Annotated in this window: 19 protein-coding genes, 2 tRNA genes, 1 other RNA gene and 1 pseudogene; 14 read left to right on the top strand and 9 right to left on the bottom strand. The window is 51.7% G+C overall.

What is annotated here, in order from left to right; all coding sequences use genetic code 11:
• The first annotated feature begins 41 nt into the window (after nucleotides 1-41).
• From hemA to kdsA, 6 genes are read left to right on the top strand one after another with little or no spacing between them, the layout of a single operon-like run.
• Entirely contained in the window at nucleotides 42-1,298 is a 1,257-nt protein-coding gene (gene hemA / locus FTE26_RS18405; protein ID WP_000173200.1) for a glutamyl-tRNA reductase, read from the top strand.
• A gap of 41 nt (nucleotides 1,299-1,339) precedes the next feature.
• Complete coding sequence (prfA, locus tag FTE26_RS18400) at nucleotides 1,340-2,422, top strand: peptide chain release factor 1 (protein WP_000804726.1); 1,083 nt, start codon at nucleotides 1,340-1,342, stop codon at nucleotides 2,420-2,422.
• The gene (prmC, locus tag FTE26_RS18395; protein ID WP_000456571.1) at nucleotides 2,422-3,255 is read left to right on the top strand and encodes a peptide chain release factor N(5)-glutamine methyltransferase; all 834 of its coding nucleotides are present in this window, start codon (nucleotides 2,422-2,424) and stop codon (nucleotides 3,253-3,255) included. The genes prfA and prmC overlap by 1 nt, the downstream gene beginning before the upstream one ends.
• Nucleotides 3,252-3,644: an invasion regulator SirB2 gene (gene sirB2, locus FTE26_RS18390; protein ID WP_000200378.1), complete on the top strand. Its 393-nt coding sequence runs from the start codon at nucleotides 3,252-3,254 to the stop codon at nucleotides 3,642-3,644. The genes prmC and sirB2 overlap by 4 nt, the downstream gene beginning before the upstream one ends.
• A 3-nt stretch (nucleotides 3,645-3,647) precedes the next feature.
• On the top strand, nucleotides 3,648-4,457 hold the full coding sequence (gene sirB1 / locus FTE26_RS18385) for an invasion regulator SirB1 (RefSeq protein WP_001257044.1): 810 nt from the start codon (nucleotides 3,648-3,650) through the stop codon (nucleotides 4,455-4,457).
• 35 nt (nucleotides 4,458-4,492) lie between these two features.
• The gene (kdsA, locus tag FTE26_RS18380; RefSeq protein WP_000811065.1) at nucleotides 4,493-5,347 is read left to right on the top strand and encodes a 3-deoxy-8-phosphooctulonate synthase; all 855 of its coding nucleotides are present in this window, start codon (nucleotides 4,493-4,495) and stop codon (nucleotides 5,345-5,347) included.
• Between the two features lie 147 nt (nucleotides 5,348-5,494).
• On the opposite strand, the gene FTE26_RS18375 is transcribed toward kdsA, so the two are convergent.
• From FTE26_RS18375 to chaA, 3 genes are all read right to left on the bottom strand, one after another.
• Entirely contained in the window at nucleotides 5,495-5,602 is a 108-nt protein-coding gene (locus tag FTE26_RS18375) for a type I toxin-antitoxin system toxin Ldr family protein (protein ID WP_000170954.1), read from the bottom strand.
• Nucleotides 5,603-6,030: 428 nt separating this feature from the next.
• Nucleotides 6,031-6,138, bottom strand: coding sequence for a type I toxin-antitoxin system toxin Ldr family protein (locus FTE26_RS18370; RefSeq protein WP_000170972.1), 108 nt, complete (start codon nucleotides 6,136-6,138; stop codon nucleotides 6,031-6,033).
• Nucleotides 6,139-6,542: 404 nt separating this feature from the next.
• Nucleotides 6,543-7,643: a sodium-potassium/proton antiporter ChaA gene (gene chaA, locus FTE26_RS18365; protein WP_024198518.1), complete on the bottom strand. Its 1,101-nt coding sequence runs from the start codon at nucleotides 7,641-7,643 to the stop codon at nucleotides 6,543-6,545.
• Between the two features lie 269 nt (nucleotides 7,644-7,912).
• Between chaA and chaB the strand changes: the two genes are divergently transcribed.
• Both chaB and chaC read left to right on the top strand, forming a co-directional pair.
• Entirely contained in the window at nucleotides 7,913-8,143 is a 231-nt protein-coding gene (chaB, locus tag FTE26_RS18360; RefSeq protein ID WP_001146442.1) for a putative cation transport regulator ChaB, read from the top strand.
• A 157-nt stretch (nucleotides 8,144-8,300) separates the two neighbouring features.
• Nucleotides 8,301-8,996: pseudogene (gene chaC, locus FTE26_RS18355) on the top strand (glutathione-specific gamma-glutamylcyclotransferase).
• A 43-nt stretch (nucleotides 8,997-9,039) separates the two neighbouring features.
• Here the strand turns inward: chaC and ychN are convergent.
• Nucleotides 9,040-9,393, bottom strand: a complete 354-nt coding sequence (ychN, locus tag FTE26_RS18350; RefSeq protein ID WP_001169669.1) for a DsrE/F sulfur relay family protein YchN — start codon at nucleotides 9,391-9,393, stop codon at nucleotides 9,040-9,042.
• A 184-nt stretch (nucleotides 9,394-9,577) separates the two neighbouring features.
• On the opposite strand from ychN, the gene ychO reads away from it, so the two are divergent.
• Nucleotides 9,578-10,972: an inverse autotransporter invasin YchO gene (gene ychO / locus FTE26_RS18345; RefSeq protein ID WP_000086212.1), complete on the top strand. Its 1,395-nt coding sequence runs from the start codon at nucleotides 9,578-9,580 to the stop codon at nucleotides 10,970-10,972.
• Here ychO and narL read toward each other — a convergent pair whose 3' ends face one another.
• Entirely contained in the window at nucleotides 10,973-11,623 is a 651-nt protein-coding gene (gene narL / locus FTE26_RS18340) for a two-component system response regulator NarL (protein ID WP_000070491.1), read from the bottom strand.
• Entirely contained in the window at nucleotides 11,616-13,412 is a 1,797-nt protein-coding gene (gene narX / locus FTE26_RS18335; protein WP_000918060.1) for a nitrate/nitrite two-component system sensor histidine kinase NarX, read from the bottom strand. The genes narL and narX overlap by 8 nt, the downstream gene beginning before the upstream one ends.
• Before the next feature lie 338 nt (nucleotides 13,413-13,750).
• Here narX and narK point away from each other — a divergent pair, with 338 nt between their 5' ends.
• From narK to narI, 5 genes are all read left to right on the top strand, one after another.
• Entirely contained in the window at nucleotides 13,751-15,142 is a 1,392-nt protein-coding gene (narK, locus tag FTE26_RS18330) for a nitrate transporter NarK (protein ID WP_000019830.1), read from the top strand.
• 392 nt (nucleotides 15,143-15,534) lie between these two features.
• Nucleotides 15,535-19,278, top strand: coding sequence for a nitrate reductase subunit alpha (locus FTE26_RS18325; RefSeq protein WP_000032940.1), 3,744 nt, complete (start codon nucleotides 15,535-15,537; stop codon nucleotides 19,276-19,278).
• A complete protein-coding gene (gene narH / locus FTE26_RS18320; protein ID WP_000702660.1) occupies nucleotides 19,275-20,813 on the top strand; it encodes a nitrate reductase subunit beta in 1,539 nt (512 codons plus the stop codon). The genes FTE26_RS18325 and narH overlap by 4 nt, the downstream gene beginning before the upstream one ends.
• Nucleotides 20,810-21,520, top strand: coding sequence for a nitrate reductase molybdenum cofactor assembly chaperone (gene narJ / locus FTE26_RS18315; protein WP_000571699.1), 711 nt, complete (start codon nucleotides 20,810-20,812; stop codon nucleotides 21,518-21,520). The genes narH and narJ overlap by 4 nt, the downstream gene beginning before the upstream one ends.
• A complete protein-coding gene (gene narI, locus FTE26_RS18310) occupies nucleotides 21,520-22,197 on the top strand; it encodes a respiratory nitrate reductase subunit gamma (protein WP_001160110.1) in 678 nt (225 codons plus the stop codon). Before narJ ends, narI begins: the two co-directional genes overlap by 1 nt.
• Before the next feature lie 183 nt (nucleotides 22,198-22,380).
• Here the strand turns inward: narI and FTE26_RS18305 are convergent.
• The 3 genes from FTE26_RS18305 to FTE26_RS18295 form a co-directional block, all read right to left on the bottom strand.
• Nucleotides 22,381-22,512: non-coding RNA, RtT sRNA (locus FTE26_RS18305), on the bottom strand.
• Nucleotides 22,513-22,559: 47 nt separating this feature from the next.
• Nucleotides 22,560-22,644, bottom strand: a tRNA-Tyr gene (locus FTE26_RS18300).
• A 34-nt stretch (nucleotides 22,645-22,678) separates the two neighbouring features.
• Nucleotides 22,679-22,763, bottom strand: a tRNA-Tyr gene (locus tag FTE26_RS18295).
• Nucleotides 22,764-22,768: the final 5 nt, after the last annotated feature.

Below are 22,768 nucleotides of genomic sequence, written 5' to 3'. Positions count from 1 at the left end.
GCAGACTAACCCTATCAACGTTGGTATTATTTCCCGCAGACATGACCCTTTTAGCACTCGGTATCAACCATAAAACGGCACCTGTATCGCTGCGAGAACGTGTATCGTTTTCGCCGGATAAGCTCGATCAGGCGCTTGACAGCCTGCTTGCGCAGCCGATGGTGCAGGGCGGCGTGGTGCTGTCGACGTGCAACCGCACGGAACTTTATCTTAGCGTTGAAGAGCAGGATAACCTGCAAGAGGCGTTAATCCGCTGGCTTTGCGATTATCACAATCTTAATGAAGAAGATCTGCGTAAAAGCCTCTACTGGCATCAGGATAACGACGCGGTTAGCCATTTAATGCGTGTTGCCAGCGGCCTGGATTCACTGGTTCTTGGGGAGCCGCAGATCCTCGGTCAGGTTAAAAAAGCGTTTGCCGATTCGCAAAAAGGTCATATGAAGGCCAGCGAACTGGAACGCATGTTCCAGAAATCTTTCTCTGTAGCGAAACGCGTTCGCACTGAAACAGATATCGGTGCCAGTGCTGTGTCTGTCGCTTTTGCGGCTTGTACGCTGGCGCGGCAGATCTTTGAATCGCTCTCTACGGTCACAGTGTTGCTGGTAGGCGCGGGCGAAACCATCGAGCTGGTAGCGCGTCATCTGCGCGAACATAAAGTACAGAAGATGATTATCGCCAACCGCACTCGCGAACGTGCCCAAATTCTGGCAGATGAAGTTGGCGCGGAAGTGATTGCCCTGAGTGAGATCGACGAACGTCTGCGCGAAGCCGATATCATCATCAGTTCCACCGCCAGCCCGTTACCGATTATCGGGAAAGGCATGGTGGAGCGCGCATTAAAAAGCCGTCGCAACCAACCAATGCTGTTGGTGGATATTGCCGTTCCGCGCGATGTTGAGCCGGAAGTTGGCAAACTGGCGAATGCTTATCTTTATAGTGTGGACGATCTGCAAAGCATCATTTCGCACAACCTGGCGCAGCGTAAAGCCGCAGCGGTTGAGGCGGAAACTATTGTCGCTCAGGAAACCAGCGAATTTATGGCGTGGCTGCGAGCACAAAGCGCCAGCGAAACCATTCGCGAGTATCGCAGCCAGGCAGAGCACGTTCGCGATGAGTTAACCGCCAAAGCGTTAGCGGCCCTTGAGCAGGGCGGCGACGCGCAAGCCATTATGCAGGATCTGGCATGGAAACTGACTAACCGCTTGATCCATGCGCCAACGAAATCACTTCAACAGGCCGCCCGTGACGGGGATAACGAACGCCTGAATATTCTGCGCGACAGCCTCGGGCTGGAGTAGCAGTACATCATTTTCTTTTTTTACAGGGTGCATTTACGCCTATGAAGCCTTCTATCGTTGCCAAACTGGAAGCCCTGCATGAACGCCATGAAGAAGTTCAGGCGTTGCTGGGTGACGCGCAAACTATCGCCGACCAGGAACGTTTTCGCGCATTATCACGCGAATATGCGCAGTTAAGTGATGTTTCGCGCTGTTTTACCGACTGGCAACAGGTTCAGGAAGATATCGAAACCGCACAGATGATGCTCGATGATCCTGAAATGCGTGAGATGGCGCAGGATGAACTGCGCGAAGCTAAAGAAAAAAGCGAGCAACTGGAACAGCAATTACAGGTTCTGTTACTGCCAAAAGATCCTGATGACGAACGTAACGCCTTCCTCGAAGTCCGAGCCGGAACCGGCGGCGACGAAGCGGCGCTGTTCGCAGGCGATCTGTTCCGTATGTACAGCCGTTACGCCGAAGCCCGCCGCTGGCGGGTAGAAATCATGAGCGCCAGCGAGGGTGAACATGGTGGTTATAAAGAGATCATCGCCAAAATTAGCGGTGATGGTGTGTATGGTCGTCTGAAATTTGAATCTGGCGGTCATCGCGTGCAGCGTGTTCCTGCTACGGAATCGCAGGGTCGTATTCATACTTCTGCTTGTACCGTTGCGGTAATGCCAGAACTGCCTGACGCAGAACTGCCGGACATCAACCCAGCAGATTTACGCATTGATACTTTCCGCTCGTCAGGGGCGGGTGGTCAGCACGTTAACACCACCGATTCGGCAATTCGTATTACTCACTTGCCGACCGGGATTGTTGTTGAATGTCAGGATGAACGTTCACAACATAAAAACAAAGCGAAGGCACTTTCTGTACTTGGTGCTCGTATCCACGCTGCAGAAATGGCAAAACGGCAACAGGCCGAAGCGTCTACCCGTCGTAACCTGCTGGGGAGTGGCGATCGCAGCGACCGTAACCGTACTTACAACTTCCCGCAGGGGCGCGTTACCGATCACCGCATCAACCTGACACTCTACCGTCTGGATGAAGTGATGGAAGGTAAGCTGGATATGCTGATTGAACCGATTATCCAGGAACATCAGGCCGACCAACTGGCGGCGTTGTCCGAGCAGGAATAATGGAATATCAATACTGGTTACGTGAAGCAATAAGCCAACTTCAGGCGAGCGAAAGCCCACGCCGTGACGCTGAAATCTTATTGGAGTATGTCACTGGCAGGGGGCGGACTTTTATTCTGGCCTTTGGTGAAACGCAGCTGACTGACGAACAATGTCAGCAACTTGATGCGCTACTGACACGTCGTCGCGATGGTGAACCCATTGCTCATTTAACCGGGGTGCGAGAATTCTGGTCGTTGCCGTTATTTGTTTCGCCAGCGACCTTAATTCCGCGCCCGGATACGGAGTGTCTGGTGGAGCAGGCACTGGCGCGGTTGCCTGAACAACCTTGCCGTATTCTCGATCTCGGGACGGGTACCGGGGCGATTGCGCTTGCGCTGGCTAGCGAGCGCCCGGACTGCGAAATTATCGCTGTAGATCGTATGCCTGATGCTGTCTCCCTGGCACAACGTAATGCCCAGCATCTGGCGATCAAAAATATCCACATTCTGCAAAGCGACTGGTTTAGCGCGCTAGCCGGGCAGCAGTTTGCGATGATTGTCAGCAATCCGCCGTATATTGACGAGCAGGACCCACATCTTCAACAAGGCGATGTCCGCTTTGAGCCGCTCACTGCGCTGGTTGCGGCAGACAGTGGAATGGCAGACATCGTGCATATCATCGAACAGTCGCGTAACGCGCTGGTATCCGGCGGCTTTCTGCTTCTGGAACATGGCTGGCAGCAGGGCGAAGCGGTGCGACAAGCATTTATCCTCGCGGGGTATCATGACGTCGAAACCTGCCGTGACTATGGTGATAACGAGCGCGTAACGCTCGGCCGCTATTATCAATGACAAGTTTTTCTACACTGCTTAGTGTTCATCTTATTAGTATCGCGCTTTCTGTTGGGCTATTAACCTTACGTTTCTGGCTACGTTATCAGAAGCATCCACAGGCATTTGCTCGCTGGACGCGCATTGTGCCGCCGGTTGTCGATACGGTGTTATTGTTAAGCGGCATTGCGTTGATGGCTAAAGCGCACATCCTGCCATTTTCTGGGCAGGCACAGTGGCTGACTGAAAAGCTGTTTGGAGTTATCATTTATATCGTTTTGGGTTTTATTGCACTCGATTATCGTCGTATGCACAGTCAGCAGGCGCGCATTATTGCCTTCCCGCTGGCGTTGGTGGTGCTGTACATCATCATTAAACTCGCCACCACAAAAGTACCGTTACTGGGGTAAGTCATGAGATCGTTAGCTGATTTCGAATTTAATAAAGCGCCATTGTGCGAAGGCATGATCCTGGCTTGCGAAGCAATCCGCCGCGATTTTCCCTCGCAAGATGTTTACGACGAACTGGAGCGTCTCGTTAGTCTGGCGAAGGAAGAAATCAGCCAGCTTCTGCCTTTAGAAGAGCAGCTGGAAAAACTGATCGCGCTGTTTTACGGCGACTGGGGATTTAAAGCCTCACGCGGCGTTTATCGTCTTTCCGATGCATTATGGCTGGACCAGGTGTTAAAGAATCGACAGGGCAGTGCGGTATCATTAGGTGCGGTTTTATTATGGGTCGCGAATCGTCTCGATTTGCCGCTGCTGCCGGTGATTTTCCCTACGCAGCTGATATTGCGCATTGAATGTCCGGATGGCGAAATTTGGCTGATTAATCCTTTTAACGGTGAATCGTTAAGCGAACATATGCTGGACGTATGGTTAAAGGGAAATATCAGCCCGTCGGCGGAACTGTTTTATGAAGACCTTGATGAAGCTGATAACATTGAGGTAATCCGCAAATTGCTGGATACACTCAAAGCCTCGTTGATGGAAGAAAATCAGATGGAGCTGGCGTTACGCACCAGCGAAGCTTTATTACAATTCAACCCTGAAGATCCCTATGAAATTCGCGATCGCGGGTTGATTTATGCGCAACTGGATTGCGAACACGTTGCGTTGAACGATTTAAGTTATTTCGTTGAACAGTGTCCGGAAGACCCGATCAGCGAAATGATCCGTGCGCAAATAAATAACATCGCGCATAAACATATTGTGCTGCATTAATTAATCGACATTTTACTCAAGATTAAGGCGATCCTATGAAACAAAAAGTGGTTAGCATTGGCGACATCAACGTAGCAAATGACCTGCCGTTCGTACTGTTTGGTGGTATGAACGTGCTGGAATCTCGCGATCTGGCGATGCGCATTTGCGAGCACTACGTAACCGTGACCCAGAAACTGGGTATCCCTTACGTGTTCAAAGCCTCTTTTGACAAAGCCAACCGCTCCTCCATCCACTCTTATCGTGGACCGGGCCTGGAAGAAGGGATGAAAATCTTCCAGGAATTGAAGCAGACTTTTGGCGTGAAAATTATCACCGACGTTCACGAACCAAGTCAGGCACAGCCCGTTGCTGATGTCGTGGATGTGATTCAGTTGCCGGCGTTTCTTGCTCGCCAGACTGACCTGGTTGAAGCCATGGCGAAAACCGGTGCGGTAATTAACGTCAAGAAACCACAGTTTGTCAGCCCGGGACAGATGGGTAATATCGTTGATAAATTCAAAGAAGGCGGCAACGAAAAAGTGATTCTTTGCGATCGCGGTGCTAACTTCGGCTATGACAACCTGGTTGTCGATATGCTGGGCTTCAGCATTATGAAGAAAGTGTCTGGTAACTCGCCGGTGATTTTCGACGTGACCCACGCACTGCAATGCCGCGATCCTTTTGGCGCAGCTTCCGGCGGTCGTCGTGCTCAGGTGGCTGAGCTGGCACGAGCCGGTATGGCGGTAGGTCTGGCGGGGCTGTTTATTGAAGCGCATCCGGATCCGGAACATGCGAAATGTGATGGTCCATCCGCGCTGCCGCTGGCTAAACTGGAACCGTTCCTCAAGCAGATGAAAGCGATTGATGATCTGGTGAAAGGTTTCGAAGAACTGGATACCAGCAAGTAATCTTTTTGTTTGAAAAATAAAGTCTTAGCGTTCTGCGTTAAGACTTTTTTTATGGGTGCCGGATACAAAAAAGGCCGCAGGCTGTTACCCCTGCGGCCGGTTTCGGGCGCATATTGCCATCACGGCAGCCTGACGCCCGTTTTCGCCTTACTTCCGGTTACGCCACCAGCCGACAATCGCTGCGGTAATAATTCCCGCCAGGATCGGTGCTGCCAGGTCGTGCCAGAAAATCATGGCAAACTGCGCGAGCGTCATATAGCCGCCTTGTTGTAATGACAACATTTTGCGGCTATTCTTGAATTGTTGATGGTTCAAGATTAGCCCCCGTTTTGTTGTCAGGTTTTACCTCTCAACGTGCGGGGGTTTTCTCTTTCCAGCAACCAATGCCACCAGGGATAAAGCCCCCGCAACATTGCGCCTCACCGGATAATTCCGGCTTGGTGTGGATACTACGACTCAATTCATCTTCACTTCATCCCTGAAATGTTTGCAATGAAGAGTGCATTCCGGTTTTTCAACAGCTGTTACAGTCGTTTCATGAGTACTCTGGATGATGCTTCCAGCTCGGGTTGCCAATATTTACTTGTGGAAGAGATAAAGACAAAAATGGCCGCAGGCTGTTACCCCTGCGGCCGGTTTCGGGCGCATATTGCCATCACGGCAGCCTGACGCCCGTTTTCACCTTACTTCCGGTTACGCCACCAGCTGACAATCGCTGCGGTAATAATCCCCGCCAGGATCGGTGCTGCCAGGTCGTGCCAGAAAGTCATGGTAAACTGCGCGAGCGTCATATAGCCGCCTTGTTGTAATGACAACATTTTGCGGCTATTCTTGAAGTGTCTGGTTTCAAGATTAGCCCCCGTTTTGTTGTCAGGTTTTACCTCTCAACGTGCGGGGGTTTTCTCTTTCCAGCAACCAATGCCACCAGGGATAAAGCCCCCGCAACATTGCGCCTCACCGGATAATTCCGGCTTGGTGTGGATACTACGTCTCAATTCATCTTCACTTCATCCCTGAAATGTTTGCAATAAAGAGTACATTCCGGCTTTTCAACAGCTGTTGCAGTGGTTTCGTGCAGGTTGTGGTACAGGCTCGCAATTCTGATTAACGAGCTGTCCAGGTAGTATGAAGAAATACAATAAGCAGGAATTTATCTTATCTCCCCCGATTTCCGTCATCGGAGGAGATATAACTGTCAGGCAAATATCGTCATCAAATAGGCGGCAAACAGTGCCAGATGCGCTGCGCCATTGAGCACGTTAGTACGTCCGGTGGAGAAGGAGATATGGCACAGCACTAAAGAGGCCACCATCACCACCATTTCTGGCGCACCAAGTGCAAACTGTAATTCGTTACCCGTCATAAAGGCAATTAGCGTGACGACAGGTACGGTAAGCGAAATGGTTGCTAACACTGAACCAAAGAACAGATTCATCGCGCGCTGGACCTGGTTGTTCAACACTGCTTTTAACGCACCTAAACCTTCCGGCGACAGAATCAACAGAGCCACCAGGAAGCCAGTAAAGGCGACAGGGGCATTCATGCTGTCGAGCAATGTCTCCAGCGGGCTGGCATTCATTTTGGTGACTGCAATAACGGCAATCAGATGGATAATCAACCAGATAGCATGCCACACGCTGCTATGGGCAGACGGTTTACCGTGATGCGGGTCATCGTCATCACTGTCATCTTCGTGCTCGTAGACAAACAAACTTTGATGCGTTTTGGTCTGGATCAGCAAAAATACGCCATACATTGCCGCAGAAATTAATGCTACCAGTAACGCCTGACCGGTTGAAAAATTCGCCGCAGGCAGAGCCATTGGAAATACCAGTACGATTATCGCCAGGGGGAACAGCGCAATTAAATACTGCTTGATACCAAACAGATTCATATATTGGGTGGCAAACTTACGACCGCCCAACAATAATGAAAAGCCAACCAGCCCACCGGTAACAATCATAATGATTGAATAGAGCGTATCACGCATTAGCGTTGGCGCGGCGTCGCCGGTTGCCATTAAAGCTGAAATCAAACTGACTTCAAGAATAACCACTGAAAGGCTAAGAATAAGCGAACCGTAAGGTTCTCCCAGGCGATGGGCTAATACGTCCGCATGACGGACAACACTAAAGGCGCTACTTAAAATACCAATAAGCGCAAGAAGATTGATGGCAATGACCACTGGTAATGTCTGGTTGCTTCCCCACAGGAACAGCACTACCAGCGCCAGAACCGGGAAAATAAGCGAAGTCTCCTTGTGGCGGGTTTTTACCGCCTCTTGAGCATTTGACATTATGGTTATCCCTTTGCAGATGAATTTATCGAAAATGTAAAAAATAGGTAGGAAAAATAACAGAAAGTGTCTGGATATCGGTAACATTTTACGAATTTTTACCCCACTGTCGATTTTTTACTCATTGGGACATAAAAATAAGTATTACGTTTAGACAATGTTTGTTTTAGCGTTTCTTAAGAACAGTCTGACATGAAAATTCTTATGTTTTGGCAAGAGTAGATATTGTTGACCACACTTAATGTTCAACTTTGTAAAAGGAGTCAACGATGCCGTATAAAACGAAAAGCGATCTGCCGGAAAGCGTAAAGCACGTTCTACCGTCTCATGCCCAGGATATCTATAAAGAAGCGTTCAACAGCGCATGGGATCAATATAAAGATAAAGACGATCGGCGTGATGACGCCAGTCGCGAAGAAACCGCGCATAAAGTGGCCTGGGCTGCTGTGAAGCATGAATATGCCAAAGGGGATGATGATAAATGGCATAAAAAATCGTAAAACCGGTAGCTTAGTTAAAGCTATTCGTGCGGTGTTGCCTTGCAAGTGGTCCGTGGATTGCATATTGTCCCGTTAGTGGTTTCAAAATGAGCAGTAAAAATGTCCGGAAGACACCAAAAAGTTGTCGCAGGGAAGTATGCAGTGGCGGAGGTGTAAGGTGATAACGCGTGATTTCTTGATGAATGCCGATTGTAAAACGGCATTTGGTGCCATTGAAGAATCACTCTTATGGTCAGCAGAGCAACGGGCGGCTTCGCTGGCGGCGACGCTGGCTTGTCGACCTGATGAGGGACCGGTGTGGATCTTCGGTTATGGATCGTTGATGTGGAATCCGGCACTGGAGTTTACCGAGTCGTGCACCGGTACACTGGTTGGATGGCATCGCGCGTTTTGCCTGCGCCTGACCGCCGGGCGCGGGACTGCGCACCAGCCGGGACGGATGCTTGCACTGAAAGAGGGCGGACGCACTACAGGCGTCGCCTATCGACTGCCAGAAGAGACGCTGGAGCAGGAACTAACCCTGTTGTGGAAGCGCGAGATGATTACCGGCTGTTATCTGCCAACCTGGTGTCAGCTTGATCTTGATGATGGATGCACAGTAAACGCCATTGTGTTTATTATGGACCCGCGACATCCAGAATATGAATCTGACACTCGCGCTCAGGTCATCGCGCCGTTGATTGCGGCGGCGAGCGGTCCGCTGGGAACCAACGCACAATACCTGTTTTGACTGGAACAGGAGCTTATCAAACTGGGAATGCAGGACGATGGGCTGAATGATTTGCTGGTATCGGTAAAAAAACTGCTGGCGGAGAATTATCCGGATGGTGTGTTACGGCCGGGATTCGCCTGAGTAAACTTCCCTCATAGTGGGGCGTCAGACGCCCCCTCAAACATTAAAATGTGAGCACTTTATCGGCTGACAGCGTCCATTGCGCCAGTTCCACAAGAGTACCGATTTCCACCCCATCAATAAGAGGAAGTGTGCTAATCCCGCGCCCGTCGGTACAGGTTTTGCACAATTTCACCGGTACATTCTGAGCGGTAAGGATCTCCAGCATTTGCTGAATGTTGTAGCCTTCCCCTGGTTTTTGCCCGCGCAACCCGGCTGTGACCGCATCAGACATCAGGAACAGACGCAGATCCAGATTGCTCTCCTGCTCTCGTAACGCAATGGCCAGCCGCAAGCTGTTAAACAAGGATTCGCTCCCGTAAGGTGCGCCATTGGCAACGATCACGATTTTTTGCATTATTTACTCCTGTATTCAGGGAATTAGACATTCATCTTCTATCTTACTGCTTCTGCAGCGTCTGACCAATCGGTCACATTTTTAAGGATTTTCCTGAAAGCGCGAGAAAATACGACAAAAGTTGCCAGTAATCGTTATTCTTTAAGGCTATGGTTTTTCATTATTACCGGAAGTTACCGACGTTTTGAGCCGTTTCGTTCCTCGCATTATCCCGTTTTATTTACTCTTGCTTGTAGCAGGCGGTACAGCTAACGCACAATCTACCTTCGAGCAAAAAGCGGCAAATCCCTTTGATAATAACAATGATGGTCTGCCGGATTTAGGCATGGCTCCCGAAAATCATGATGGGGAAAAACACTTTGCTGAAATTGTGAAAGATTTCGGCGAAACCAGTATGAATGATAACGGGCTGGATACTGGCGAGCAGGCAAAAGCTTTCGCATTGGGAAAAGTCCGCGACGCGCTTAGTCAACAGGTTAATCAGCACGTAGAGTCCTGGCTATCACCGTGGGGAAATGCCAGTGTTGACGTCAAAGTGGATAACGAAGGACATTTCACCGGCAGTCGTGGAAGCTGGTTTGTGCCGTTACAAGATAATGATCGTTATCTCACCTGGAGCCAGCTTGGTCTTACTCAGCAGGATGATGGGTTGGTGAGCAATGTGGGCGTTGGGCAACGCTGGGCGCGCGGCAACTGGCTGGTGGGTTATAACACTTTTTATGACAACTTGCTGGACGAAAATCTTCAGCGAGCGGGCTTTGGTGCCGAAGCGTGGGGCGAATATTTGCGACTATCGGCAAACTTTTATCAGCCGTTTGCTGCATGGCATGAACAGACAGCCACGCAGGAACAACGGATGGCGCGCGGGTATGACCTGACAGCCCGGATGCGCATGCCGTTCTATCAACACCTCAATACCAGTGTCAGCGTAGAACAGTATTTTGGTGATCGTGTTGATTTGTTTAACTCTGGTACGGGTTATCACAATCCCGTCGCGTTGAGTCTGGGATTAAATTACACCCCTGTGCCATTAGTCACTGTGACGGCCCAGCATAAACAGGGTGAAAGTGGCGAGAATCAAAATAACCTCGGGCTGAATCTTAATTACCGCTTTGGTGTACCGCTCAAAAAACAACTTTCTGCGGGTGAGGTTGCCGAAAGTCAGTCGTTACGTGGTAGTCGCTATGACAATCCGCAGCGAAATAATCTACCGACTCTTGAGTACCGACAGCGAAAAACGTTAACGGTGTTTCTGGCGACACCGCCGTGGGATCTAAAACCTGGCGAAACAGTGCCGCTGAAATTACAAATCCGCAGTCGTTACGGTATTCGGCAACTGATTTGGCAGGGCGATACGCAGATATTAAGTTTGACGCCGGGCGCACAAGCCAACAGCGCGGAGGGCTGGACGCTGATCATGCCTGACTGGCAGAACGGGGAAGGGGCAAGCAATCACTGGCGATTGTCGGTGGTGGTGGAAGATAACCAGGGGCAGCGTGTCTCCTCCAATGAGATCACGCTAACGCTTGTCGAACCGTTCGATGCATTGTCAAACGACGAACTGCGCTGGGAACCGTAATCAGAAAATGCGCTCCTGATGCACCCATACCGCTGCTTCCACGCGAGACTTGAGCTTCATTTTCTTCAGCATGTGCTTGACGTGCACTTTTACTGTGCTTTCGGTGATATCCAGGCGGCGGGCAATCATCTTGTTCGGCAAACCCTGGGCAATCAGCTTGAGAATATCGCGCTCGCGTGGGGTTAACTGGTTAACATCGCGCTCAGTAGTGGCACGGTTAGCGCGCAAGCTGGCGGCCAGAACAGGCGTTAATGCTTCGCTTAATACCATTTCGCCAGCAGCTGCCTGATGCAATGCTTTCAGCAGATCTTCCGGTTCCATATCTTTTAACAGATAGCCATCCGCGCCGCGTTTCAGTGCGGTGACCACATCTTCTTCATGGTTAGAGACGCTGAATACCACAATGCGCCCTGAGAGGGACTTTTCGCGCAGTTTATCCAGCGTTTCCAGACCGTTCATGCCGGGCATATTGAGATCTAACAGGATCAGATCGGGATCAAGAGATTCCGCCAGTTCAATACCCTGTTCGCCATTACTCGCTTCGCCAACCACGGTGATATCTGGTGCCATACTGATAAGCTGTTTTACGCCAGTTCGCAGCATCGGGTGATCGTCAATCAGCAGGATAGTAGCCGGTTCCTGATTACTCATGGGTATCTCCTTGGACGTCTGTGAAAGTTTTTTCGGGAATAAAGGTGACCACCACTTCGGTGCCACCTGATTCACGACGGCGGACGCGGCAATCGCCTCGTAAACTTTGCGCACGGTCGCGCATTATTATCATGCCGTAGTGATTGCTGCGGATGGCATTTTCAGGCACGCCGCAGCCGTTATCCTGGACGGTCAGTTTGACCTGATTATCGTTTTGCGCCACCGTCACCACGACTTCACTCGCTTGCGAATGTTTGAGGGCGTTACTTAATGCCTCACGGGCAATTTGCAACAAGTGGATTGCCTGATGCGAAGGCACCAGGCGAGGCGGCAATTGATAATCCAGCTTCACCGGGAAGCCAAATTTGGCGCTGTACTCTTCGCAACTCGCCTCCAGCGCCGGACGTAATCCAGGCTCGGTGAGCTGCAAGCGGAATGTGGTGAGCAATTCACGCAACTGCGCCCAGGATGCATTCAGTTCGTTACGGATCTGACTTAACAGTTCGCGGCTGCTTTCTGGCAGCGCATCGCCCTGCATCTGTAAACAACTCACCTGCATCTTCATGCAAGAGAGAGATTGGGCAATAGAATCATGCAGTTCGCGCGCAATGGTGGCACGCTCTTCCATCACGATCAACTGTTGCTGACGTTCCTGATGGCGATCCAGCGCCAGCGTGGCGGTGAGTTGTTCAACCAGGGTATCCACCAGTTGTTGTTGATCATGGCTAAGATGACGCCCCTGCGGCAGGGTCGCCAGCAAAATACCGTACTGCGTATGAGAGTCAGCCAGCCGCCACTTCAGGGTTGTGCCGCGATCACCAACGGGTAATACGCCGCGCGGGCAGAGCTGGCAGCCTTTATCATCACAAGTCATATCTGGTTGGCAGGTAAACTCCTGATGATTCTCTTCATCATCAGTATCATAAACCCGCAGTTCGATATCACGTAGCAGGGTTAAATTCTGTAAGCCGTTGAGTACAGGTGACAGGCGTTCACACAGCGGGGCTTGGGAATGCAAACGGCGGTTAGCCTGCCATAAAAAAGAGAGGATCTGATTTTTATGCTCCAGCCCGGCGGTTTTCTCCTGAACCCGCTGCTCAAGTACGGCATAACTTTCGGCCAGTTCTGCAGACATATTGTTCAACGCAGTTCCAAGCATCGCCATTTCGTTGCGCCCGCTGATGTTTGCGCGTTGGGTAAAATCGCGATGACTGACGGCACTCGCCATTGCCAGCAGTTGCCGCCACGGTTGTAGCAGTCGCGCCCGCAACCAGATAATAGTGAACACCAGTAAAAGTGCCATAAATACCGCCATTACCCGATGGACCAGTACCACTGTCTCGATGCGCATTTCCGTGGTGCGGTCAAAACCAGATACCAGTTGATCAAGCCCGGCAACAAACTGGCTGACATCCGCTGACACCGTTTCTCGGTTTTGTGCACGCATCAACGCAGGGATCAGTTCATTACGCCAGTAATCTTGTAAACCCTGTAATTGCGCCAGTTGTCCGTCTCGTTCTGCTGCTCGAGTCAACTCGGCGCTAAATGCCGTTTGTTCCATCTCTTTAATTAAGGGCTTGTCTTTCTCGCTTAATGGCACTGCTGCCAACAGACGGTAACTTTGCATGCGCAGCGATCCCGCTTTGTTGATCGCATGGGCGCTGCCCTGAACGCCTTGCACCAGCCAGCCAGAAACCGCCATCCCTGCCAGTCCAATAGCAGTAGAAAGCAACACAATAAGCGCAACCTGATTAACCAGGGTGAGCGGAGAGAGACAACGTTTAAGCATGTAAACCTCTTCCTTCAGGCTTTAAATGAGCAATAACCTTAATGAATGTGACGATACATTCTGGAATGGCAGTATTCTCGGCTATTGGCTGAAGTATACCCATACCCGGAAAGAGTTACTCCTTATTTGCCGTGTGGTTAGTCGCTTTACATCGGTAAGGGTAGGGATTTTACAGCACTGTGAAAAATCTCATAATTTTTATGAAATCACTGTACTCACTATGGGTAATGATAAATATCAATGATAGATAAAGTTATCTTATCGTTTGATTTACATCAAATTGCCTTTAGCTACAGACACTAAGGTGGCAGACATCGAAACGAGTATCAGAGGTGTCTATGAGTCACTCATCCGCCCCCGAAAGGGCTACTGGAGCTGTCATTACAGATTGGCGACCGGAAGATCCTGCGTTCTGGCAACAACGCGGTCAACGTATTGCCAGCCGCAACCTGTGGATTTCCGTTCCCTGTCTGCTGCTGGCGTTTTGCGTATGGATGTTGTTCAGCGCTGTTGCGGTGAACTTACCGAAAGTCGGCTTTAATTTTACGACAGATCAGCTATTTATGCTGACTGCGCTACCTTCAGTTTCTGGCGCGTTATTACGTGTTCCATACTCCTTTATGGTTCCAATCTTCGGTGGTCGTCGCTGGACGGCGTTCAGCACCGGTATTCTGATTATTCCTTGTGTCTGGCTGGGTTTTGCCGTGCAGGATACCTCCACGCCTTATAGCGTCTTCATCATCATCTCTCTGCTGTGCGGCTTTGCTGGCGCGAACTTCGCTTCCAGTATGGCAAACATCAGCTTCTTCTTTCCGAAACAGAAGCAGGGTGGCGCGCTGGGCCTGAATGGTGGTCTGGGCAACATGGGCGTTAGCGTTATGCAGTTGGTTGCTCCGCTGGTGGTATCACTGTCGATTTTCGCAGTATTTGGTAGCCAGGGCGTCAAACAGCCGGATGGGACTGAGCTGTATCTGGCGAATGCGTCCTGGATATGGGTGCCGTTCCTTGCCATCTTCACCATTGCGGCGTGGTTTGGCATGAACGATCTTGCTACCTCGAAAGCCTCCATCAAGGAGCAGTTGCCGGTACTCAAACGGGGTCATCTGTGGATTATGAGCCTGCTGTATCTGGCAACCTTCGGCTCCTTTATCGGCTTCTCCGCGGGCTTTGCGATGCTGTCAAAAACGCAGTTCCCGGATGTTCAGATTCTGCAATACGCTTTCTTCGGGCCGTTTATTGGTGCGCTGGCGCGTTCTGCAGGTGGTGCATTATCTGACCGTCTGGGCGGAACTCGTGTCACGCTGGTGAACTTTATTCTGATGGCGATTTTCAGCGGCCTGCTGTTCCTGACCTTACCGACTGACGGGCAGGGCGGAAGCTTCATGGCGTTCTTCGCGGTCTTCCTGGCGCTGTTCCTGACAGCTGGGCTGGGTAGTGGTTCCACTTTCCAGATGATTTCAGTGATCTTCCGTAAACTGACAATGGATCGCGTGAAAGCAGAAGGGGGTTCTGACGAACGTGCGATGCGTGAAGCGGCAACCGACACGGCGGCGGCGTTGGGTTTCATCTCTGCGATTGGCGCGATTGGTGGCTTCTTTATCCCGAAAGCGTTTGGTAGCTCGCTGGCATTAACGGGTTCGCCAGTCGGCGCAATGAAGGTATTTTTGATTTTCTATATCGCCTGCGTAGTGATTACCTGGACGGTATATGGTCGGCATTCTAAAAAATAAATCTTAATATTTGATTATCCTTTGCGCGGCATGATGTCGCGCTTTTTTTATGCGTTATTTAGTTACAACATACTAATGTTATATGGCTTATTTCGCCGGATTTCATTAAGAGCCATTAATATGTTACCCATGGGGAATACTCCTTAATACCCATCTGCATAAAAATCTTCATGCTTTAAATAACTACAGGTATAAAACGTCTTAATTTACAGCATGTTATGCTTTAACTGTTAATTATCCTAAAGGGGTATCTTAGGAATTTACTTTATTTTTCATCCCCATCACACTTGATCGTTATCAATTCCCACGCTGTTTCAGAGCGTTACCTTGCCCTTAAACATTAGCAATGTCGATTTATCAGAGGGCCGACAGGCTCCCACAGGAGAAAACCGATGAGTAAATTCCTGGACCGGTTTCGCTACTTCAAACAGAAGGGTGAAACCTTTGCCGATGGGCATGGCCAGCTTCTCAATACCAACCGTGACTGGGAGGATGGATATCGCCAGCGTTGGCAGCATGACAAAATCGTCCGCTCTACCCACGGGGTAAACTGCACCGGCTCCTGCAGCTGGAAAATCTACGTCAAAAACGGTCTGGTCACCTGGGAAACCCAGCAGACTGACTATCCGCGTACCCGTCCGGATCTGCCAAACCATGAACCTCGCGGCTGCCCGCGCGGTGCCAGCTACTCCTGGTATCTTTACAGCGCCAACCGCCTGAAATACCCGATGATGCGCAAACGCCTGATGAAAATGTGGCGTGAAGCGAAGGCGCTGCATAGCGATCCGGTTGAGGCATGGGCTTCTATCATTGAAGACGCCGATAAAGCGAAAAGCTTTAAGCAGGCGCGTGGACGCGGTGGTTTTGTTCGTTCTTCCTGGCAGGAAGTGAACGAACTGATCGCCGCATCTAACGTTTACACCATCAAAAACTACGGCCCGGACCGTGTCGCTGGCTTCTCGCCAATTCCGGCAATGTCGATGGTTTCTTACGCATCGGGTGCACGCTATCTCTCGCTGATTGGCGGTACTTGCTTAAGCTTCTACGACTGGTACTGCGACTTGCCTCCTGCGTCTCCGCAAACCTGGGGCGAGCAAACTGACGTACCGGAATCTGCTGACTGGTACAACTCCAGCTACATCATCGCCTGGGGGTCAAACGTGCCGCAGACGCGTACCCCGGATGCTCACTTCTTTACTGAAGTGCGTTACAAAGGGACCAAAACTGTTGCCGTCACACCAGACTACGCTGAAATCGCCAAACTGTGCGATCTGTGGCTGGCACCGAAACAGGGCACCGATGCGGCAATGGCGCTGGCGATGGGCCACGTAATGCTGCGTGAATTCCACCTCGACAACCCAAGCCAGTATTTCACCGACTATGTGCGTCGCTACACCGACATGCCGATGCTGGTGATGCTGGAAGAACGCGACGGTTACTACGCTGCAGGTCGTATGCTGCGCGCTGCTGATCTGGTTGATGCGCTGGGCCAGGAAAACAATCCGGAATGGAAAACTGTCGCCTTTAATACCAATGGCGAAATGGTTGCGCCGAACGGTTCTATTGGCTTCCGCTGGGGCGAGAAGGGCAAATGGAATCTTGAGCAGCGCGACGGCAAAACTGGCGAAGAAACCGAGCTGCAACTGAGCCTGCTGGGTAGCCAGGATGAGATCGCTGAGGTAGGTTTCCCGTACTTTGGTGGCGACGGCACGGAACACTTCAACAAAGTGGAACTGGAAAACGTGCTGCTGCACAAACTGCCGGTGAAACGCCTGCAACTGGCTGATGGCAGCACCGCCCTGGTGACCACCGTTTATGATCTGACGCTGGCAAACTACGGTCTGGAACGTGGCCTGAACGACGTTAACTGTGCAACCAGCTATGACGATGTGAAAGCTTATACCCCGGCCTGGGCCGAGCAGATTACCGGCGTTTCTCGCAGCCAGATTATTCGCATCGCCCGTGAATTTGCCGATAACGCTGATAAAACGCACGGTCGTTCGATGATTATCGTCGGTGCGGGGCTGAACCACTGGTATCACCTCGATATGAACTATCGTGGTCTGATCAACATGCTGATTTTCTGCGGCTGTGTCGGTCAGAGCGGGGGCGGCTGGGCGCACTATGTAGGTCAGGAAAAACTGCGTCCGCAAACCGGCTGGCAGCCGCTGGCGTTTGCCCTTGACTGGCAGCGTCCGGCGCGTCACATGAACAGCACTTCTTATTTCTATAACCACTCCAGCCAGTGGCGTTATGAAACCGTCACGGCGGAAGAGTTGCTGTCACCGATGGCGGACAAATCCCGCTATACCGGACACTTGATCGACTTTAACGTCCGTGCGGAACGCATGGGCTGGCTGCCGTCTGCACCGCAGTTAGGCACTAACCCGCTGACTATCGCTGGCGAAGCGGAAAAAGCCGGGATGAATCCGGTGGACTATACGGTGAAATCCCTGAAAGAGGGTTCCATCCGTTTTGCGGCAGAACAACCAGAAAACGGTAAAAACCACCCGCGCAACCTGTTCATCTGGCGTTCTAACCTGCTCGGTTCTTCCGGTAAAGGTCATGAGTTTATGCTCAAGTACCTGCTGGGGACGGAGCACGGTATCCAGGGTAAAGATCTGGGGCAACAGGGCGGCGTGAAGCCGGAAGAAGTGGACTGGCAGGACAATGGTCTGGAAGGCAAGCTGGATCTGGTGGTTACGCTGGACTTCCGTCTGTCGAGCACCTGTCTCTATTCCGACATCATTTTGCCGACGGCGACCTGGTACGAAAAAGACGACATGAATACTTCGGATATGCATCCGTTTATTCACCCGCTGTCTGCGGCGGTCGATCCGGCCTGGGAAGCGAAAAGCGACTGGGAAATTTACAAAGCCATCGCGAAGAAATTCTCCGAAGTGTGCGTCGGTCATCTGGGTAAAGAAACCGACATCGTCACGCTGCCTATCCAGCACGACTCTGCCGCTGAACTGGCGCAGCCGCTGGATGTGAAAGACTGGAAAAAAGGCGAGTGCGACCTGATCCCTGGTAAAACCGCGCCACACATTATGGTCGTAGAGCGCGATTATCCGGCGACTTACGAACGCTTTACCTCTATCGGCCCGCTGATGGAGAAAATCGGTAATGGCGGTAAAGGGATTGCCTGGAACACCCAGAGCGAGATGGATCTGCTGCGTAAGCTCAACTACACCAAAGCGGAAGGTCCGGCGAAAGGCCAGCCGATGCTGAACACCGCAATTGATGCGGCAGAGATGATCCTGACGCTGGCACCGGAAACCAACGGTCAGGTAGCCGTGAAAGCCTGGGCTGCCCTGAGCGAGTTTACCGGTCGTGACCATACGCATCTGGCGCTGAATAAAGAAGACGAGAAGATTCGCTTCCGCGATATTCAGGCACAGCCGCGCAAAATCATCTCCAGCCCGACCTGGTCTGGCCTTGAAGATGAACACGTTTCTTACAACGCCGGTTACACCAACGTTCACGAGCTGATCCCGTGGCGTACGCTCTCTGGCCGTCAGCAGCTGTATCAGGATCACCAATGGATGCGTGATTTCGGTGAAAGCCTGCTGGTTTATCGTCCGCCGATCGACACCCGTTCGGTGAAAGAAGTGATGGGCCAGAAATCCAACGACAACCCGGAAAAAGCGCTCAACTTCCTGACGCCGCACCAGAAGTGGGGTATCCACTCCACCTACAGCGACAACCTGCTGATGCTGACTTTAGGTCGCGGTGGTCCGGTGGTCTGGTTGAGTGAAGCCGATGCCAAAGATCTGGGTATCGCCGATAACGACTGGATTGAAGTCTTCAACAGCAACGGTGCTCTGACTGCCCGTGCGGTTGTCAGCCAGCGTGTTCCGGCAGGGATGACCATGATGTACCACGCGCAGGAACGTATCGTTAACCTGCCTGGTTCGGAAATTACCCAACAGCGTGGTGGTATCCATAACTCGGTCACCCGTATCACGCCGAAACCGACGCATATGATCGGCGGCTATGCCCATCTGGCATACGGCTTTAACTACTACGGCACCGTAGGTTCTAACCGCGATGAGTTTGTTGTAGTGCGTAAGATGAAGAACATTGACTGGTTAGATGGCGAAGGCAATGACCAGGTACAGGAGAGCGTAAAATGAAAATTCGTTCACAAGTCGGCATGGTGCTGAATCTCGATAAGTGCATCGGCTGCCACACCTGTTCAGTTACCTGTAAAAACGTCTGGACCAGCCGTGAAGGCGTGGAATACGCGTGGTTCAACAACGTGGAAACCAAGCCGGGTCAGGGCTTCCCGACTGACTGGGAAAACCAGGAAAAATACAAAGGCGGCTGGATCCGTAAAATCAACGGCAAACTGCAGCCGCGCATGGGTAACCGTGCCATGTTGCTGGGTAAAATCTTCGCTAACCCGCATCTGCCGGGGATCGACGATTATTACGAGCCGTTCGATTTTGACTATCAGAACCTGCATACCGCGCCGGAAGGCAGCAAATCGCAGCCGATTGCCCGTCCGCGTTCGCTGATTACCGGGGAACGGATGGCGAAAATCGAAAAAGGGCCGAACTGGGAAGATGACCTGGGTGGTGAGTTTGACAAACTGGCGAAAGACAAGAACTTCGACAACATCCAGAAGGCGATGTATAGCCAGTTCGAAAACACCTTTATGATGTATTTGCCGCGCCTGTGCGAACACTGCCTGAACCCGGCATGTGTGGCGACCTGCCCGAGCGGTGCGATTTACAAGCGTGAAGAAGATGGCATCGTCCTGATCGACCAGGATAAATGCCGTGGCTGGCGTATGTGCATCACCGGATGCCCGTACAAAAAAATCTACTTCAACTGGAAGAGCGGTAAGTCTGAGAAGTGCATCTTCTGCTATCCGCGTATTGAAGCGGGTCAGCCGACCGTGTGCTCAGAAACCTGTGTCGGTCGTATCCGTTATCTTGGCGTGCTGCTGTACGATGCCGACGCGATTGAACGTGCAGCCAGCACCGAGAACGAGAAAGATCTTTACCAGCGTCAGCTGGAGGTGTTCCTCGATCCGAACGATCCGAAAGTCATCGAGCAGGCGATTAAAGACGGTATTCCGCTGAGCGTTATTGAAGCCGCACAGCAGTCGCCGGTTTATAAAATGGCAATGGAATGGAAACTGGCGCTGCCGCTGCATCCAGAATATCGCACACTGCCGATGGTCTGGTACGTGCCGCCTCTGTCTCCGATTCAGTCTGCAGCAGACGCGGGTGAGCTGGGTAGCAACGGCATTCTGCCAGACGTCGAAAGCTTGCGTATTCCGGTACAGTATCTGGCGAATCTGCTGACCGCCGGTGATACCAAACCGGTACTGCGCGCACTGAAACGTATGCTGGCGATGCGTCATTACAAACGTGCTGAAACCGTTGACGGTAAAGTTGATACCCGTGCGCTGGAAGAGGTCGGTCTGACCGAAGCCCAGGCACAGGAGATGTACCGTTATCTGGCGATTGCTAACTACGAAGATCGCTTTGTGGTGCCGAGTAGTCATCGTGAACTGGCACGGGAAGCCTTCCCGGAGAAAAATGGCTGCGGCTTTACCTTTGGTGATGGCTGCCACGGTTCAGATACCAAATTCAATCTGTTCAACAGCCGTCGTATCGATGCCATCGATGTGACCAGCAAAACGGAGCCGCATCCATGATCGAACTCGTGATTGTATCGCGTCTCCTTGAATATCCGGATGCTGCCTTATGGCAGCATCAACAAGAGATGTTTGAGGCGATTGCTGCGTCGAAAAATCTGTCGAAAGAAGATGCCCATGCGCTGGGCATTTTCCTGCGCGATTTAACGGCGATGGATCCGCTCGATGCCCAGGCCCAGTACAGCGAACTGTTCGACCGTGGCCGCGCCACGTCACTGTTGCTATTTGAACATGTTCACGGTGAATCCCGTGACCGCGGCCAGGCGATGGTGGACCTGCTGGCGCAGTACGAGCAGCACGGCTTGCAGTTAAACAGCCGCGAATTACCGGACCATCTGCCGCTGTATCTGGAGTACCTGTCGCAGCTGCCGCAAAGCGAAGCCGTGGAAGGTTTGAAAGATATCGCGCCGATTCTGGCATTGCTGAGCGCGCGTCTGCAACAGCGTGAAAGCCGTTATGCCGTGATGTTTGATCTGCTGCTGAAATTGGCCAATACCGCTATCGACAGCGACAAAGTGGCGGAAAAAATTGCCGACGAAGCGCGCGATGATACGCCGCAGGCGCTGGATGCTGTCTGGGAAGAAGAGCAGGTTAAATTCTTTGCTGACAAAGGCTGCGGTGATTCAGCAATCACTGCTCATCAGCGTCGCTTTGCCGGTGCCGTCGCGCCGCAATATCTGAATATCACCACCGGAGGACAGCACTAATGCAATTCCTGAATATGTTCTTCTTTGATATCTACCCGTACATAGCCGGGGCGGTCTTCCTGATTGGTAGCTGGCTGCGTTATGACTACGGGCAGTACACCTGGCGCGCGGCGTCCAGCCAGATGCTGGATCGCAAAGGGATGAACCTGGCGTCGAACCTGTTCCATATCGGTATTCTGGGGATTTTTGTTGGTCACTTCTTCGGTATGCTGACGCCGCACTGGATGTATGAAGCCTGGCTGCCGATTGAAGTGAAACAGAAAATGGCGATGTTTGCTGGTGGTGCCAGCGGCGTGCTGTGTCTGATTGGCGGCGTGCTGTTGCTGAAGCGTCGTCTGTTCAGCCCACGCGTGCGTGCAACCACTACCGGAGCGGATATCCTGATCCTGTCGCTGCTCGTTATCCAGTGCGCGCTGGGCCTGTTGACCATTCCGTTCTCCGCTCAGCATATGGACGGTAGCGAGATGATGAAACTGGTTGGCTGGGCGCAGTCGGTGGTGACCTTCCACGGTGGCGCTTCTCAACACCTCGATGGTGTGGCGTTTATCTTCCGTCTGCACCTGGTGCTGGGGATGACGTTATTCCTGCTGTTCCCGTTCTCGCGTCTGGTACACATCTGGAGCGTACCGGTGGAGTATCTGACACGTAAGTACCAGCTGGTGCGCGCTCGTCACTAAGCGAATTTTAGTTCACATAGACCCTGCTTCGGCGGGGTTTTTTTATGGGCACGGTGCGGGGTGAGTTGTCGGATGCGCTTCGCTTATCCGACCTACAGGGGAGGATATTGTAGGCCCGGTAAACGTGGTGCCATCGGGCAAAATTAGCTCGGAGTAACAGGTTTTGATTATTTAAGGAAGCGATGGTGGTGGGGGAAGGATTACTCAGCGCTGCGCGCTTCGCCCTTCGGGTCGTTGCCTGCGGCAACGCTCTCTCGCTGGCGCTCAAGTCGAACCTTGGTCGAAGCTTCTCATCCTTCCCCGCTTGGGCAGAATATTTAATTGCGGATTCGTTTGAGAGTTTACGGACTTTTGAAAAGTGATGGTGGTGGGGGAAGGATTCGAACCTTCGAAGTCGATGACGGCAGATTTACAGTCTGCTCCCTTTGGCCGCTCGGGAACCCCACCAGGGGTAATTCAAATTTTGAGGTAATACTTGAGATGGTGGTGGGGGAAGGATTCGAACCTTCGAAGTCGATGACGGCAGATTTACAGTCTGCTCCCTTTGGCCGCTCGGGAACCCCACCACGGG

Source organism: Escherichia sp. S10b (assembly GCF_028421345.1).
Classification (GTDB): domain Bacteria; phylum Pseudomonadota; class Gammaproteobacteria; order Enterobacterales; family Enterobacteriaceae; genus ECMA0423.
The sequence above is the reverse complement of the archived record's forward strand: the minus strand, read 5'-3'. Positions and strand labels throughout refer to the sequence as shown.

Coding starts and splice junctions, on each gene's coding strand:
- hemA (WP_000173200.1), top strand. CDS start 42: ATGACCCTTTTAGCACTCGGTATCAACCATAAAACGGCACCTGTATCG.
- prfA (WP_000804726.1), top strand. CDS start 1,340: ATGAAGCCTTCTATCGTTGCCAAACTGGAAGCCCTGCATGAACGCCAT.
- prmC (WP_000456571.1), top strand. CDS start 2,422: ATGGAATATCAATACTGGTTACGTGAAGCAATAAGCCAACTTCAGGCG.
- sirB2 (WP_000200378.1), top strand. CDS start 3,252: ATGACAAGTTTTTCTACACTGCTTAGTGTTCATCTTATTAGTATCGCG.
- sirB1 (WP_001257044.1), top strand. CDS start 3,648: ATGAGATCGTTAGCTGATTTCGAATTTAATAAAGCGCCATTGTGCGAA.
- kdsA (WP_000811065.1), top strand. CDS start 4,493: ATGAAACAAAAAGTGGTTAGCATTGGCGACATCAACGTAGCAAATGAC.
- FTE26_RS18375 (WP_000170954.1), bottom strand. CDS start 5,602: ATGACGCTCGCGCAGTTTGCCATGATTTTCTGGCACGACCTGGCAGCA.
- FTE26_RS18370 (WP_000170972.1), bottom strand. CDS start 6,138: ATGACGCTCGCGCAGTTTACCATGACTTTCTGGCACGACCTGGCAGCA.
- chaA (WP_024198518.1), bottom strand. CDS start 7,643: ATGTCAAATGCTCAAGAGGCGGTAAAAACCCGCCACAAGGAGACTTCG.
- chaB (WP_001146442.1), top strand. CDS start 7,913: ATGCCGTATAAAACGAAAAGCGATCTGCCGGAAAGCGTAAAGCACGTT.
- ychN (WP_001169669.1), bottom strand. CDS start 9,393: ATGCAAAAAATCGTGATCGTTGCCAATGGCGCACCTTACGGGAGCGAA.
- narL (WP_000070491.1), bottom strand. CDS start 11,623: ATGAGTAATCAGGAACCGGCTACTATCCTGCTGATTGACGATCACCCG.
- narX (WP_000918060.1), bottom strand. CDS start 13,412: ATGCTTAAACGTTGTCTCTCTCCGCTCACCCTGGTTAATCAGGTTGCG.
- narK (WP_000019830.1), top strand. CDS start 13,751: ATGAGTCACTCATCCGCCCCCGAAAGGGCTACTGGAGCTGTCATTACA.
- FTE26_RS18325 (WP_000032940.1), top strand. CDS start 15,535: ATGAGTAAATTCCTGGACCGGTTTCGCTACTTCAAACAGAAGGGTGAA.
- narH (WP_000702660.1), top strand. CDS start 19,275: ATGAAAATTCGTTCACAAGTCGGCATGGTGCTGAATCTCGATAAGTGC.
- narJ (WP_000571699.1), top strand. CDS start 20,810: ATGATCGAACTCGTGATTGTATCGCGTCTCCTTGAATATCCGGATGCT.
- narI (WP_001160110.1), top strand. CDS start 21,520: ATGCAATTCCTGAATATGTTCTTCTTTGATATCTACCCGTACATAGCC.